Origin of the sequence: Novosphingobium sp. 17-62-19, from assembly GCF_002256775.1 — a bacterium.
GTDB lineage: Bacteria > Pseudomonadota > Alphaproteobacteria > Sphingomonadales > Sphingomonadaceae > Novosphingobium.
Genome location: NZ_NCII01000016.1, coordinates 1 through 14,931, shown reverse-complemented (window position 1 = coordinate 14,931; position 14,931 = coordinate 1). Strand labels below are relative to the sequence as shown.

Here is a 14,931-nt window from a genome sequence, read left to right as displayed (position 1 = left end):
AAACGCAATACCTGCTCACCATCCGCGCATACGCGGCCATTGGGCCATGATCGCGCGGCTCTGACCATCGACGACGTTGTAGGTTTCATGCTGTGCGCAAGTGGCGCAGGCGTGGTTGGGCAGGATGCGCACGCGCGCGCCGATCGACAGATCGGGCAGCACGCCATCGCTACCGGGCCGAACCTTGATAATGCCGTGCTCCTGGCTGGCATCTTCCACGATCACATCGCCAAACGGCCTGCCATCAATATCGCAAACCAGGCCATAGCCTTGATCGACCGGATGGCGCTGCGTGCCCCGATCGCGCGACATGGCCATCCAGCCGCCGTCGGTCAGGATCCAGCCCTTTTCCGGGCGGTGGCCGATAACCGTGGCCAGCACCGAAGCGGCGATATCATCAACATTGCACACACCGATGCCATGCATCACCAGATCGAAGAACGAGAACACGCCCGCGCGTACTTCGGTAACGCCGGTCAGGTCTTGGGCAAAATGCGCCGTCGGCGTGGAGCCGACGCTGACCACCGGCGCAGCATGGCCTGCCGCGCGCAGCAATTGCGCTGCCGCTACCGCTGCCGCCCGTTCACCCTCTGCCGCTTCGGGCAGGCCTGCCCCCCCGCGCGCATTGTAGGATTCCCCCGCATGGGTCAGCACGCCTGCAAATTCCACACCGCCCTGCGCCAGCACATCGGCAATCGTCACCAGCGTCTGATCATCGGGCAGAAGGCCGCCGCGATGCCCGTCGCAGTCAATCTCGATCAGCACCGCGGGCATGACCCCACCGTCCTTCGCCGCATCAACCAGCGCGTGGGCTTGTTCCACCGTATCGATCAGCACAGACAGGCGCACGCCTTGCTCCACCAACCGGCGTGCGCGGTCAATCTTGTCGAGACCCAGCCCGACGGCGTATGTGATGTCCGTAAACCCGCCGCTGGCAAAGTATTCCGCCTCGGCCAGGGTCGATACCGTGATCGGACCCGTGCCTTCAGGGAATAGGCGCCGGGCCACGTCGAGCGATTTCGACGTCTTCACGTGAGGCCGGAACCCTGTGCCGAGCGCCGCCAGATGTTCGCGCAGCCGCGAGATGTTGCGGTCCACCTTGGCAAGATCGAGCACCAGCGCGGGCGTCTCTACCGTTTCAAGCGAGATGTCTGTCGTGGTAACCGAGGCTAAGGTTGCTTGCTGGCTCATTTTTTCACCTGTTGGAGACATCGATTCCACCTCAGCCGAGCGACTGGTTGGACAAAGCAAAGAGTGTGGCACCAGGCATGGCCTGCGGCGGTTCGCCAAGCGCCATCGCAACGGGCCGATCCACAACCGGCAGTCCGATTTCGACGAGCCAAGGCGCAAGGCCGCAAGCCTCGGTCACATCGATGCGCACGAAGGTGCCTTCGTAGGCCGAAGCCAGAGTGGCGATGATTGCGCGCGCATCGGTCTGGTCGCGGGCGATCACCGGGCCGATCACCACACCGCGCCCCCAGCGGCGCACGCAGCCATAGCCGCAAACCTCGCCATCACGTTCAACCACCACCGTATCGGCAATGCCCATGACCGCGGCCAGCAGCTGCTTGCGTTCCATGCCTGCGGCCCGTTCATCCACGGCCTCGATGGCGGACCGGTCCTCTGGTCGCGCTGCGCGAACCGGGACAGCGGCATCGATGCGCGGCACTCTGGCTAGCACGGCCTGATGCTGGGTGATGAAGCCAAAGGGCTTGAAGCCCAACCGGGTGTACAGCGGCGCACCCTCGTTGGTGGATATCAGCGTCATCCGCCGACCGGCAGCGTCGGCCAGAAGCGCCGCCATCAATCGCCCGCCGATGCCCTGCCGCTGCGCATCGGCAGAAACAATGATCATGCCGATCGTGGCGAAGGTTTCACCATAGGGCCACCACAGCGCCGTGCCGACCAGCTTCCCGTTAGCAGATTCGACCGCAAAACCACGCCCCAGATCATGCGCAAACTGCCAGTCTTCCAGGCGGTAGGGCCATACGAGCGCCTGCGAAAGCCCATGCGCCTGCGGCAAATGGTCTGCCGTCAGTGCAATCACACCACCGCTGACACCTTCGACCATAAGAGCACTTTCCATACCTGCTGCCTGACAATCCGTGAATTGCTACTCAAGATTAGCCTGATTTGCAGTGGCACGTTCTTCTGAAAGGTTGTGGGGCACATGGCAGTCATGCGGGACTTGTCAGGCCCGGCGGTATAATCTGCCGCGCCTTCAACTGAGCGGGCGCTGCGTGGCGAACACTTTCTTGACGTATTCCTCGCTCAGCCACGCACAGCCATCGCCGCGCACGAACATGCACACATCACCGGTGGAAAAGGTCACGCTGCCGTGCTGGTCACTGAAGGTGACCGAACCTGCCAGCAGCAACATCAGTTCCACCTGCCGATAAGGGATCTGGCGGCGGTGATAGGGGGTGGAATCCCAGGTGCCGGCACAGAATTCCGCATTGGCCGACACATAGTCGGAATAGCCCCGGCACGTTGGCACTTCACCCAGCAGGTTTTCCAGCGCAGGCGGATTGGAGGGGTTCAGCGGGGCGTTTGTGTCGATCATCACAGGTGCGATGGTGTTCCCCGCACGATCTGTCGGCGCGGCATAGACCACGGCCAGCATGTCATCAGACGCGCGCCAGCGAAAGCTTGTGCCGAAGGGTATCACGCCGGAATCATCGAGGCCGAGCGCGAGAGTGCCCTGATCGCTTTCGATCTCAAGCTTTCCTGCCAGCACCAGCACGAATTCGTCAGTCGGCAGTGAAGCGACCTCGCCTTCGCCGCGCAGCGCGAATGCGGAAATCACCGCCTTGTCATCCGCGAATGCCGGTGCCGCGCGGCCCGCAAACCAATCGGCAGATGATGCCGTGCCTGCGGCATAGGCGCGCACATTCATCACCGCCGCGACCGTCTGTTCCACCATTGTGCTCATGGTTTTGTCGTTCCTTCAAATGCAGAAATGAGTTTTCGCGCAATCGTCAGGTCCTGAAGCGCGATGCCGGAGCTGTCGAAAACGGTGATCTGGTCGGCCGACGTGCGCCCCTCCGCCCGGCCCAGCAGCACATCGCCCAATGCGACGATGCGCGTGCGGTCACCGGTGAAGTGCTGCAGATCGCCCATCACCACGGCTTGCGCCGGGTGATCGCAGAACAGCGCGGCAGACGCGAACAGTTCTGGCGGCAATTCCTGCTTTCCGGCAGCGTCCGAACCCATACTGGCCACGTGGGTGCCGGGGCGAATCCAGTCGGCCGAGAACAGCGGCGCGCGCGCCGGGGTGGCCGTCACCACGATATCGGCCTGCTCGCACGCTTCTTGCGCCGCTGATTGCTCGGCGTTGAGGCCTGCGTTGCGCAGTTCCGCAATGAAAGCATCCCCCTTCGCCTGGTCCCGCGCGACAGCCAGCACTTTCGTGATCGGGCGGATGCGCGCAAGGGCGAGGCATTCGAACAGCGCCTGGTTGCCTGCGCCAAAGATCGCCAAAGTGCTGGCATCCTTGCGCGCCAAGGTGTCGACGGCCACGGCATCAGCAGCAGCCGTGCGATAGGCGTTGACCTTGCCCGCCTCGATCACCCATTCGACCCGGCCAATAGCCTGATCGAACAGCAGGATCACCGAATTGTGGCGCGGCAGGCCGATGTCGGGGTTGCCCGGCCAGAACGAGCCGACTTTCAGGCCCGCAAATGTGCCGGTCGAGGCAGACTTGATCGAGAAGCGGTTGGCAGGTGAGGTTCCATGGGCCAGCACGGCGGGAAACAGCACCGCATCCTCAACCACGGCGCACAAGGCCTCACGCGCGGCATCGAACGCCATTTCGTGCGAGACGAGTGCTGCGGATTGTTCTTCAGAGATAAACTTCACGCAAATTCTCCAGCCAGTTCGGCCTCTGTGCGGTGGCAAAGTACGGCGTTGCCTGCCGTCATCGTGCGGAATGGCGGCGGGAAAACATCACAGCGGCCCGCGATGGCAACGGGACAGCGTGGCAGGAAGCGGCACAGGTCAGGGCTTTCCGATAGATGCGCGAACGGCACCTTTCCTTGCGAACCCACGCCCGAAAGCCAGTCGGTGCGCAGTTCCGGCACCGACGAAATCAGCAGGTCAGTATAGGGATGGAACGGCGGCGTGGCATAAGTATTGCGCAGCCCGCTTTCCACGCGCGTGCCTTTGTAAAGCACCACGATCTCATCGCACAGCGCCTTTACCGTCGCAATATCATGGCTGATGAACAGATAGGCCACGCCCAGATCGCGCCGCAATTCGGCCAGAAGTTCGAGAATCGCCTCTCGCACCACGGTATCGAGCGCCGACGTGACTTCATCGCACAGGATCACATCGGGCTGCGCCGCCAGCGCGCGAGCAAGGTTTACGCGCTGCTTCTGGCCGCCGGACAGTTCATCGCAGCGGCGGTCAGCAATCGTGGCGGGCAATTTGATCAAATCGAGCAGTTCCGCCACGCGGCTGTTAACGGCAGCGCCGCTCGTGCCGTGGTAGAAGCGCAGCACGCGGCCAAGGATTTCACCCACGCTATGCGCCGGGTTGAGCGCCACATCTGCGTTCTGAAACACGATCTGGATACGCCGCAGTTCCTCGCGCGATCGATCCTTGAGCGATGCTGCGAGCGGTTGGCCGTCGAGCGAAACCGCTCCCGCTGTTGGCGCCAACAAACCCGCCACCACGCGTGCAACCGTGGATTTGCCCGAACCGGATTCCCCGATAACGCCCACCGCAGCCCCGCGCCCGATCTGCAAGCTCACGTCTGTCAGCACCGGATGCGCCGCGCGGCCATGGCGATCGACAGGGCCGTATCCTGCATGGATGCCCTCGATCGACAGCAGCGGCTTGCCCACTGCTGCAACCGGCACGGCCGCCTTGATCACGGGCCGCGCCGCAGCAAGCAGGGTCTTGGTGTAATCGTCTGCCGGGGCTTCAAGCACGGCGCGCACGGCGTTCTGTTCACGCACGGAACCACGATTGAGCACAAGGATCTGGTCCGCCATCTGCGCCACGACCGCCAGATCGTGCGAGACATAGACGCCGGTCGCACCCTGTTCGCGCACCACCTTGCGGAAGGCCTGCAGCACTTCGACCTGCGTGGTCACATCCAGCGCCGTGGTCGGTTCGTCAAAGATCACCAGATCGGGCCGGGTGATCAGTGCCATCGCCGCCATCAGTCGCTGAAGCTGTCCGCCTGAAAGCTCATGTGGATAGCGGGTGCCAATGGTTGCGGGATCTGGCAGGGCCAGCGCCTCGAACAATTCCACCGCATGGCGGCGCGCCTCGACGGCGGTTGCCGTCCCGTGGATCAGCGCAGGTTCGATCACCTGTTCGATCACGCGGCGCGAGGGGTTGAATGCGGCGGCGGCACTTTGCGCCACGTAAGTGATGCGGTGCCCGCGCTGAGCCGCCAAAGTGGCCTTGCCCGAGCCATCCAGTGTTGCATCGCCAACCGTAATATCGCCGCTGATGCTTGCACCACTGCGGGCATAGCCCATCAGCGACAGCGCAATCGTGGTCTTGCCCGAACCGGACTCCCCGATCAGCGCCAGTACTTCGCCGCGCGCGATGGAAAACGAAACGTCATCGACGATGTGCAAGGGCGAACCGTCCGGCGTGCGCACTGTGACGCACAGATTGCGGACGTCTACGTGAGCGGCAGCCATCAGTGCGCCTTTCCTTGCGTGGCCGCATCGATCAGCAGGTTGACGCCAACCGTCAGGCTCGCAATCGCAACAGCAGGGGCGATGATCGCCAGTGCGCCTTCCGCCAACCCGGACGTATTCTCACGCACCAGAGAGCCAAGGTCAGCATCAGGCGGCTGAAGGCCAAGGCCAAGGAAGCTGAGGCCCGACAGCAGAAGCACGATGAACACGAAGCGCAGGCCGATGTCCGCGAACAGCGGCTTGATCATGTTGGGCAGCACTTCCACCAATGCCAGATGCAGCCGCCCTTCCCCGCGCGCCCGCGCCACTTCGACATAGTCGAGCCGCGCCAGCCCCACGGCCAGCGAGCGCGCAATGCGGAAATTGCCGGGCACATAAGTGATCGCAATAATCAGTGTGAGCAGCACAATCGACGATCCGAACGCCGCCACCAGCACAAGGGCAAATATCTTGGATGGAATGGAAATCAGCGTGTCCATCGAACGCGACAGCAGTTCATCGCCCCATCGTGGGCCGACGGCCGCGGTGAGCGCCAGCCCCGTGCCGAGGCAAGCGGCAATGGTCACCGCAATGGCGGAAAGACCAACCGTGAACCGCGCACCTGAGAGCAGTCGGCTGAGCACGTCGCGGCCCAGAAAGTCGCTGCCAAGCCAGAACTCGCTGCTCGATCCTGCAAATACTTCCTCATTGGCGAACGAACCCGGCGGATAAGGCGCGATGAACGGCCCGACAATCGCCACGACGATCCAGAAGATCACCAGCGCAAGACCGATCTTGCCCGACAGCGGCAGGCGCCGTGCTCCGCGTATGATGCTGCCCACGTTCATCCCTGACGCAGCCGGGGATTGGCAAGGATCGCCACGGTATCGGCAATCAGCACCAGCAGCAGATAGGTGGCGCAAAAGATCATCGCGCAGGCCTGTAGCAATGGCATATCGCGCGAGGTCACGGCATTGACCATAAGGCTGGCGAGGCCAGGATAGCTGAAAATTGTCTCCACGATGATCGCGCCTCCAAACAGATAGGACAGGCTGAGCGCCATGGCATTCACGATGGGGCCGACCGCGTTGGGCAAAACATGGCGAAAGATGAGACGGCGCTGCGAAACACCCTTCAACCGCGCCATTTCCACATAGGGGCGGTCCAGCTCCGCAATGATCGCCGCGCGGATCATCCGGCCCAGCTGTGCGATCACGCCCACACCCAGCACCATCACCGGCATGGCATAGGCGCGCAGGAATTCCCAAAGCGTCGGGTCTTGCGGCACAATCGTGATCGACGGCAGCCACAACAGCTTTACCGAGAACACCAGCACCGCAATCGTGGCCACAAGAAATTCCGGCAAGGCGACCATCGCCAGCGTCATGATGTTGAGTGCGCGGTCGGTTGCCTTCCCCCGCGTCACCGCCGAGGAGATGCCCACCAGAAACGCGATCGGCACCGAGAACAGCGTGGTCAGCCCGGCAAGGATCAGCGTGTTGGGCAGCCGTTCCGAGATAATGTCTGCCACCGGCTTGTTCGCCACCAGCGACTGGCCGGGATCACCGATGGCAATGCCGCGCAACCATTCAAAATAGCGCACCACCGCAGGCCGATCGAGGCCCATTTCGTGGCGCAGCGCCGCAATCTGTTCGGGCGTTGCGCCCTGGCCAAGCAATTCCTGCGCAGCATCGCCGGGCAGCAGGCCGCTGATCGTGAAGATCACGGCTGAGACCAGCACCAGCGTCACCAGGGCCAGCCCCGTACGCTTGGCCACAAGCTGCGCTGGCCCGCTCCAGCGGGATACGGGTGACGCGCCGCTCATGCGTCCAACCACACGTGTTCGCCAAAGGTGTAGCCCATCAGGCCTCCCAGCGGGACCGGCTGAAGCCCGCGAACGCGGCGGTCATAGCCATCGAGCAAGCTGATGAAAACCGGAATGCCGATCCCCCCGGTGCGATGGATCATCCATTGCATTTCGCCATAGATTGCCTTGCGCACGGCCTCATCGCGGGTCTGGCGCGCTTCGATCAGCATTCTGTCAAACTTGGGGTTCTTCCAGCCTGCTTCGTTTTCCGTCGCCTTCGATTGGAAGAACAGGCTGAACATCAAGTCTGTGGTGGGACGCTGGTTGATGTTTCCGAATGTCAGCGGATGCTTCATCCAGTGGGTTGACCAGTAGCCATCGCTCGGCACGCGGTTTACGGCCAGCTTCAGGCCGATTTGCGCGGCATGTTCCTGCAGGATCGATCCCATGTCGACGGAAAGGTTCGCTGCGGGCGACACATATACCGGCAGGCGCGTGCTCAACAGGCCGGAGCGCTTGAGATAGAACTTCGCCTTTTCAGGATCAAACGCGCGCTGCGGTATGCCCGGATTATAATAGGGGTCCAACGGCGAAATCGGCTGGTCGTTCGCAATCGTTGCATAGCCACGGAACAGCGCCCGCTTGATCAGATCGCGATCAAGGAGGTGCTTCATCCCCAGCACAAAATCGGGATTGCCTGTTACCGGGTGGTCCTGCCGCATGACCAGATCGGTGTAGAGGCCCGATTTGGTTTCCATGATCAAGTGTGAGGACGACGCCTTCACGCGCTTGACCGACCCCGGACTCACCGCGATCACCATCTGCACATCGCCCGATAGCAGCGCGTTCACGCGCGAAAGTTCATCGGGAATGGCAATCAGCTCAATCTCGTCAAGGTATGGCTTGCCCGGCTTCCAGTAATTCGGATTGCGCTGCACGATCGTGCGGATACCCGGCGCAAAGGACTTCAGGATGAAAGGGCCGGTTCCGTTGGCCACGCTGAAATCGCGTCGGCCATTCTCCACGATGGCAAACTGCGGCTGCGCCAGAATGATCGGAATATCGGGATTGGGGCCGGTCAGCCGCAGCTCAACTTCCAGTGTCCCCACCCGGCGCGCGCCTGCGAACTGTTCAGCAACGGCCTTGACCTTCGAGCCGACTGCAGGGTCTTTGTGCCGCAGCAGCGAATAGACCACATCGTCCGCGGTCAGCGCCTTGCCATTATGGAAATGCACGCCGCGTCGCAGGCGGATGGTCCAGACGATGTTGTCGTCCGATTCAATCGCCTCCGCCAATCCGGGCTGCGCCCGCAAAGCTCCATCATATTGCGTCAGCCCGCTGTAGAGCAGGAACGTGCGCATATAGTCGCTGGAGTTGCCGCCCTTTGCAGGGTCGAGTGTATCGGCAGTTGATGCGACGATGCCGGCAACGCGGATGCGCCCACCCATGCGCGGCTTTCCGATCAGCCGGTCAGCAGGAGCCAGCATCGCTCCTGCCGCCATGCCACCGATAAGGCCGCGCCGTGACAGCATCAGAGGCCGACCACCGCCGGAAGCGCGCCGATGTGCGGGATCTCGACATCGCGATAGTTGGCGTTCGAAGGCTCGTGCCCGCGCCCGACGAATACGCGGCAGCCAAAGCCGAGATCCGTTGCGGTGTTATGGTCATAGCGGAAGCTGGACGATACATGCATCCCCACGTCCGGCCCCATGCCAAGCTGATCGAACATATATTCAAACGCCTGCATCCGCGGCTTGTAGGCCTGCGCGCTCTGGGCAGTATAGACCCGGTGGAACGTTGCGCCCAGCTTGGCCACGTTGTCCATGATCTGGTCATTCATCGCGTTGGACAGGATCACCAGCGGGATCTTGTCGCAGATTTTCGACAAGCCACCGGCCACATCATCATGCGGGCCCCAGGTCGGAATGGCTTCGTAAACAGCCTTTGCTTCTTCTTCGCGGAATTCTACGCCCCACTTCTTCGAACAACGCGCCAGCGAATTGGCAACAACTTCGCTGTACGGCTTCCATGGCCCCAAAACTTCGTCGAAACGATAGGTGGCCCAATCCTTGCAGAACGCAGGCAGCGCTTCAGCGGCAAGCCTGTCAGCATAGAATGCGGTCGCCATTTCGGTCATGCGAAAGCGCGTCAGCGTGCCATAGCAATCGAAGCTGATAAACTTGGGAGTGAAGACGGCGGTGCTCATGACAGGAGTCCGATCCTATATTTCTGTGGCTTCCGGCAATGCCGGGTAGCGGCTGCGATGATGCAAGATCACCATTTTTGGGGCGGAACTTGCACCCGTTCGTCTTGGCGCAGGAACGTCCACTGCACTTTTTTCACCGCGCAGAACGGCACGTCGTGCCGCGCCTTAATATCCGCGCGTCCGATCCACTTCGCCCAGCAGCGGTTCCCCCGCCAACAGACGTAGCACATTATCTGCCAACACCTCGCCCGCGCTGCCGTGGCGCGTCTCGGCCGCCACGTGAGGAGTAAGGAAAATCGCCGGATGACTAAAGAATGGGTGACCTTCAGGGAGCGGCTCGGGCACGGTCACATCGATCATCGCGGCGCGCAACTGTCCTGAATCAAGCGCGACTATCAGATCGTCGGCCACCAGGTGCCCACCGCGCCCTGCATTCACCACAGCGCTTCCACGCGGCATCTTGTCAAAGGTTTCACGGCACAGAATGCCGCGTGTTTCGGGGGTGAGCGGCAGCAAGCACACCGCGATACCCACTTGCGCCAGGAACGCATCGAAACCTTTGGCTCCGGCAAAACATTCCACGCCTTCGATGCTGTGCGCGCTGCGGCTCCAGCCGGAAAGCGGGAAGCCGAGCGGTTTTAGCATTTCAAGCGCCGCCTTGCCCAACTCGCCAAGCCCCATCACACCCACGCGGGTGTCGGCGGCCAGCCGCGTATGGCGATAGGTCCAGCGGCCTGCGCGCTGCTCTGTTATGAAAAACGGCAGATCGCGGTGCAACGCAAGACAGGCCATGGCGACATATTCCGCCATGCCGGTGATAATCCCCTGCTCCACCATGCGCACCACCCGCACTTGCGGCGGCAGCGCATCCAGCGGCAACTGGTCTATCCCTGCGCCTACGCTGAACAGCACTTCCAGATTTGGGAACTGCGCAATGAATTCGGCAGGCGCATTCCACGCCGCCAGCCAGCGCACTTGCGCCGGATCAACCGAATCTTGCCCCCAACGCAGGAACGGCAAATCCGGCACACGGGCCGCGAATATCTCGGCCCAGACCGCACCGCGCGCTTCCAGCCCGTGATAGAGAAATGTCATTTTATCAGCGTTCCCCAAGTGAATACCCAAAAAAAGGGGCAGGCAAGGCACTCGCCCTGCCTGCCCCAACATTACGCGCAGTGCATCAGAACGAGAAGCTGGCTCGCACGTTGAACGCGCGCGGCGTACCCGGTGCGATCCACAACCGCGAATAGGATGCGGTGTAGAACTCCTTGTCGAACAGGTTGGTCACGTCGGCGGTCAGCTTCACACCGTCCGAAGGCTCATAGCTCGCCATCAGGCGCGCCACGACATAACCCGGCAGATCAAACGTGGAACCAGTTTCGCCCAGCCGCTTGCCGACATAGTTCACGCCGCCGCCAAACGTGGCGCGATGGGTGCCGATCATGAAGCCCTTGCTGACGATCAGGTTGGCAGCATGTTCGGGAATGTTGATCAGGCGGTCACCGGGATTGATCGTCAGGCCAAAGTCCTTGTCGCCCGCCGCCGTCGTCCATTCGGCGTCCAGATAGGCGTATGTCGCGATGATCGAGATGTCACCCGGCAGATTGGCGTTGAAGTCCAGCTCGATCCCGCGCGAACGGGCTTCACCCCCGGCGATCGAGAACCCGGCATTGGCAGGGTTGGGATCGGCGGTCAGGATGTTGTTCTTCTTCATCGTGAACGCCGCGATCGAACCGCTCAGCGGACCGCCCGGCTCGCCCAGTCGCACGCCCACTTCATAGGACTTGCTCAGCTCTGCCGGGAACGGATTGCTTGCCGCATTCACACCGCTGTTCGGGCGGAAGCCTTCACCGTACCCTGCAAAGACCGAAACGTCGTCGTTGACTTCATACAGCACGCCGCCCGTCGGGCTGAACTGCTTGATATGGACGCGGACAGGATTTGTGGGGGAAATCGGGTTGTTCCGGTTTAGCACGGTCTGTCGGTAATCGTCATAACGGCCACCCAGACGCAGCTTCAAGCTGTCAGTCAGGTCAATCTGGTCCTGGAAATAAAGGCCCCAGGCTTTCTGCGTCTCGTAAGTGTTGGTCAGCGGCGTCGCACCCAGCGCCAGCGTCTGCCCATAGACGGGGTTGAAAATGTCCACGGCATAGTTTGCCGCCGTGACGGGCGTGCCCGTGGTATAATTCACCGGGCGTCCGCGCAATTGCAGCAAGTCAATGCGGAACCGGTCCCAGTCTGCACCTACAAGCACATGGTGGGTGATGCCCCCGGTGTAGAACTTGCCCGAAATTTCCCCGCGTACCACTATGTTGTCGGTGGTGTAGTCACGCGAACGGCGCTGGCGGGCGAGGAAATTGCCCGGCTTGCCCAGCGTCTGGCGGCGGTTGGTGCCCAGTGGATCAAGCTCGGCCTCGCTCGAAAGGCCGCTGAATTCGGTCTCACGATAGCCAAAGCCCGCGAGGAAATACCAGTCGCCGCCCAGCTTCTGCTGGAACTGCACCTGATGGCCCAGCACGTTTACACGCATCGGCCCGTCGCCCGGCTCACCAAAGAAGGTCGACCGGTCAACCACGCCCAGCTGCCCGTTCACCGCAATCGTTCCGCGATCAAACGGAATGCGGTTTTCCATGAACTCCATTTCATAGGACAGGCTGGTGTTCTTGCTTGGCGTGAACACGATTGACGGGTTCGCCACATAGAGCCGCTGGTGGATCGTATCGCGGAAGCTGTCGCCATCCTGCACGGCACCGTTCAGGCGGATCGCCACAGTATCGGTGAGCGAAAGGTTGTAATCAGCCTCAACCCGGAAAGTGTTGAAGCTGCCGCCCTGCACGGCAAAAGTGCCGAAGTTCTGGCCGACTTTTGCCTTTTTGGTAATGATGCTGATGGTGCCACCCGGCTCACCACGACCAAATACGGCGCCGTTCGGACCTTTAAGAATTTCTATCTTTTCAATGCTCGATGCATCGCGCGGACCGCCATAGCCACGGCCACCGTTGAAACCGTTGACCAGCACGCCACCGGCAAAGTTTTCGTCACCCACAAAGCCGCGAATGGCGAACCCATCAAACAGGCCGCCAAAGTTGTTCTGGCGCGAAACGCCGCTCGAAAGATCGAGTGCTGTATCAAAGCGCGTGATGTTGAGGTTCTGGAGAGTGTGCGCCCAGGCTGCCATCGGCATCGCTCCCATCGCCACGCCGATTGCCAGCGCGGCCTTTACTGCGGACATCTTCATCATCGCAACTTCACCCCTCGTTTTTGATGCGGTTCTTCGATCCCGCCTACGGCATGTAACAATGTTACATGCTGAGCAAGCGAAACCGGCGGTTGAGCCGTCCTGCGGTTTATTATTATTCCACGAGCTTATGCCTCCGCAGACGAATCATGCGTCGAAAGGGCGGGCGCAGACGAACGATTATTGTGAAAAAGGTATGACACCAGAGTCTTTGTGCCGTCCCATTCCAAATGGCGCGCCAATGGCCCTTCAGCCTGCGATGGAGAACATGGCCGCCCGGCGGAAGAGTTCGAGGACAACCGGATCGCTCTCGTTCGACCGCACGGCCACTTCGAAGCATATCTGCGAACTTGGCGGTGGGGCACATTCTACAAGTGCGCCACTTTTCATCATCGGGCGCGCCATGGTTTCGGGAAAAAGCGCAGCACCTGTGCCACTGGCAACGATGCCCAGCATTGTCGCCACATTGTTGCAGGTGTTGATGGCGCGCACCGGCAGTCCCGCCATCTGAAGGCTTTCGCAAGTCACGCGGTGGATGGGGGAATGTTCGCCAATCGACCAGACCGGAGTTGCGGCCTGCAACCCGCCTTGGGCTGCCGTTTCCGGGCTGGCCAGCCACACGAGTGAGACTTCGCCGATACGGGCAGTGCGCAGACCGGGGCTGGCCACCGGGCCTGCCAGAAACGCGATGTCGCGCGTGCCCGAAAGAACATTCTGCAACATCCTTGCGGTAAGATCGAGGTCTATGTGGAGCGTGACGCCGGGCAGGTCCTTGCGCACAGCACTGGCAAAATGGGGCAGGCACGTGGCAGCGGCAATCTCCCCCGCCGCAATGCGCACAACGCCTGCCGCGCCTGCATGACCGCCCGCCTCAAGCAGCGCACTTTCCAATCCCGCCAGCAGCGGTTCGCAATCCTGCACAAGCTGGCGACCGCGCGCGGTGAGCACCACGCCACGCCCTTCACGCCGGAAGATCGCAAGGCCAAGCTGGCTCTCAATCTCGCGCACACGGGCCGAAATCGCAGGCTGGGTGGTATTCAGCCGCTCGGCGGCCGCGCGAAACGTGCCGAGCCGGGCAATCCACAGCAGCGTTTCAAGGTGGTAGATCGCCAGCTTATGCATAAAAAACTCTTATTAATTCAGCATAGAACTAATCATTGGATCACAAGGCGTGCAAGCTCTATCAAGCGCGGAACGATGGAGAGATCATGACTGGAAAGCTTTATCCCGATGCCAGCGCTGCTCTGGATGGTCTGCTGAAAGACGGTATGTTGATCGCCAGCGGCGGCTTTGGCCTTTGCGGCATTCCCGAACGGCTGATCGATGCCATCGTCGCCAGCGGGATAAAAGGGCTGACGGTCGCCAGCAACAACGCCGGGATCGACAATCAGGGCTTGGGCAAACTGCTGCGCACGCGCCAGATCGCCAAGATGATCTCGTCCTATGTGGGCGAAAACAAGGAGTTCGAGCGCCAGTATCTGGCCGGTGAGTTGGAGGTGGAATTCTCTCCCCAAGGCACGCTGGCTGAACGGATGCGCGCAGGCGGCGCGGGCATTCCCGGATTCTATACCAAGACCGGCGTTGGCACACTGGTGGCCGAGGGCAAGGAGAGCAAGATCTTTGACGGGCAGGAATACGTTCTGGAACAGGGTATCTTCGCCGATCTGGCCATCGTGAAGGCGTGGAAAGCCGATACCACTGGCAACGTCGTGTTCCGCAAGACCGCACGCAATTTCAACGTACCCGCCGCCACTTGCGGCAAAGTCTGCGTGGTTGAGGTTGAGGAAATTGTCGCACCCGGCACGCTCGATCCCGATGCGATCCACCTGCCCGGCGTCTACGTCCAGCGACTGTTCTTGGGCGCACCTTATGACAAGCAGATCGAATTCCGCACCGTGCGCGAAAGGGAGACCGTCTGATGACCACGCATGATGGCCTGACCAAAGGCTGGACCCGCGACGAAATGGCCGCACGCGCGGCAAAGGAATTGCAGGACGGGTTCTATGTGAACCTTGGCATCGGTATTCCGACATTGGTGGCCAAC

Annotated in this window: 14 protein-coding genes; 2 read left to right on the top strand and 12 right to left on the bottom strand. The window is 61.4% G+C overall.

All coding sequences use genetic code 11. The annotated features are described in order from the left end of the window. Positions 1-15: 15 nt before the first annotated feature. From B7X90_RS04460 to B7X90_RS04405, 12 genes are all read right to left on the bottom strand, one after another. Positions 16-1,191 carry an alanine racemase gene (locus B7X90_RS04460; RefSeq protein ID WP_292622123.1) on the bottom strand — a complete coding sequence of 392 codons (1,176 nt, stop codon included), beginning with the start codon at positions 1,189-1,191 and terminating at the stop codon, positions 16-18. Between the two features lie 31 nt (positions 1,192-1,222). Further along, positions 1,223-2,086: a GNAT family N-acetyltransferase gene (locus tag B7X90_RS04455; protein WP_292622121.1), complete on the bottom strand. Its 864-nt coding sequence runs from the start codon at positions 2,084-2,086 to the stop codon at positions 1,223-1,225. Positions 2,087-2,221: 135 nt separating this feature from the next. Then, a complete protein-coding gene (locus B7X90_RS04450) occupies positions 2,222-2,932 on the bottom strand; it encodes a cupin domain-containing protein (RefSeq protein WP_292622118.1) in 711 nt (236 codons plus the stop codon). After that, positions 2,929-3,858 (bottom strand): ornithine cyclodeaminase family protein, encoded by a 930-nt coding sequence (locus B7X90_RS04445; protein ID WP_292622116.1) that lies wholly within the window; start codon positions 3,856-3,858, stop codon positions 2,929-2,931. Before B7X90_RS04445 ends, B7X90_RS04450 begins: the two co-directional genes overlap by 4 nt. Next, positions 3,855-5,657 carry an ABC transporter ATP-binding protein gene (locus tag B7X90_RS04440; RefSeq protein WP_292622112.1) on the bottom strand — a complete coding sequence of 601 codons (1,803 nt, stop codon included), beginning with the start codon at positions 5,655-5,657 and terminating at the stop codon, positions 3,855-3,857. Before B7X90_RS04440 ends, B7X90_RS04445 begins: the two co-directional genes overlap by 4 nt. Then, a complete protein-coding gene (locus B7X90_RS04435; protein ID WP_292622109.1) occupies positions 5,657-6,478 on the bottom strand; it encodes an ABC transporter permease in 822 nt (273 codons plus the stop codon). The genes B7X90_RS04440 and B7X90_RS04435 overlap by 1 nt, the downstream gene beginning before the upstream one ends. A 2-nt stretch (positions 6,479-6,480) precedes the next feature. Next, entirely contained in the window at positions 6,481-7,461 is a 981-nt protein-coding gene (locus B7X90_RS04430) for an ABC transporter permease (protein WP_292622106.1), read from the bottom strand. Continuing rightward, entirely contained in the window at positions 7,458-8,975 is a 1,518-nt protein-coding gene (locus tag B7X90_RS04425) for an ABC transporter substrate-binding protein (protein ID WP_292622104.1), read from the bottom strand. Before B7X90_RS04425 ends, B7X90_RS04430 begins: the two co-directional genes overlap by 4 nt. Continuing rightward, positions 8,975-9,649, bottom strand: coding sequence for a haloacid dehalogenase type II (locus B7X90_RS04420; RefSeq protein WP_292622101.1), 675 nt, complete (start codon positions 9,647-9,649; stop codon positions 8,975-8,977). Before B7X90_RS04420 ends, B7X90_RS04425 begins: the two co-directional genes overlap by 1 nt. A gap of 165 nt (positions 9,650-9,814) precedes the next feature. Next, a complete protein-coding gene (locus tag B7X90_RS04415) occupies positions 9,815-10,744 on the bottom strand; it encodes a glyoxylate/hydroxypyruvate reductase A (protein WP_292622099.1) in 930 nt (309 codons plus the stop codon). 85 nt (positions 10,745-10,829) lie between these two features. Beyond that, entirely contained in the window at positions 10,830-12,890 is a 2,061-nt protein-coding gene (locus B7X90_RS04410) for a TonB-dependent siderophore receptor (RefSeq protein ID WP_292622096.1), read from the bottom strand. A gap of 246 nt (positions 12,891-13,136) precedes the next feature. Further along, on the bottom strand, positions 13,137-14,009 hold the full coding sequence (locus B7X90_RS04405) for a LysR family transcriptional regulator (protein ID WP_292622094.1): 873 nt from the start codon (positions 14,007-14,009) through the stop codon (positions 13,137-13,139). An 86-nt stretch (positions 14,010-14,095) separates the two neighbouring features. Between B7X90_RS04405 and B7X90_RS04400 the strand changes: the two genes are divergently transcribed. Together B7X90_RS04400 and B7X90_RS04395 are read left to right on the top strand one after the other, a co-directional pair. Further along, a complete protein-coding gene (locus tag B7X90_RS04400) occupies positions 14,096-14,806 on the top strand; it encodes a CoA transferase subunit A (RefSeq protein ID WP_292622091.1) in 711 nt (236 codons plus the stop codon). Next, the coding region (locus B7X90_RS04395; protein ID WP_366409663.1) for a CoA-transferase at positions 14,806-14,931 on the top strand (126 nt) is incomplete at its 3' end. The genes B7X90_RS04400 and B7X90_RS04395, both read left to right, overlap by 1 nt.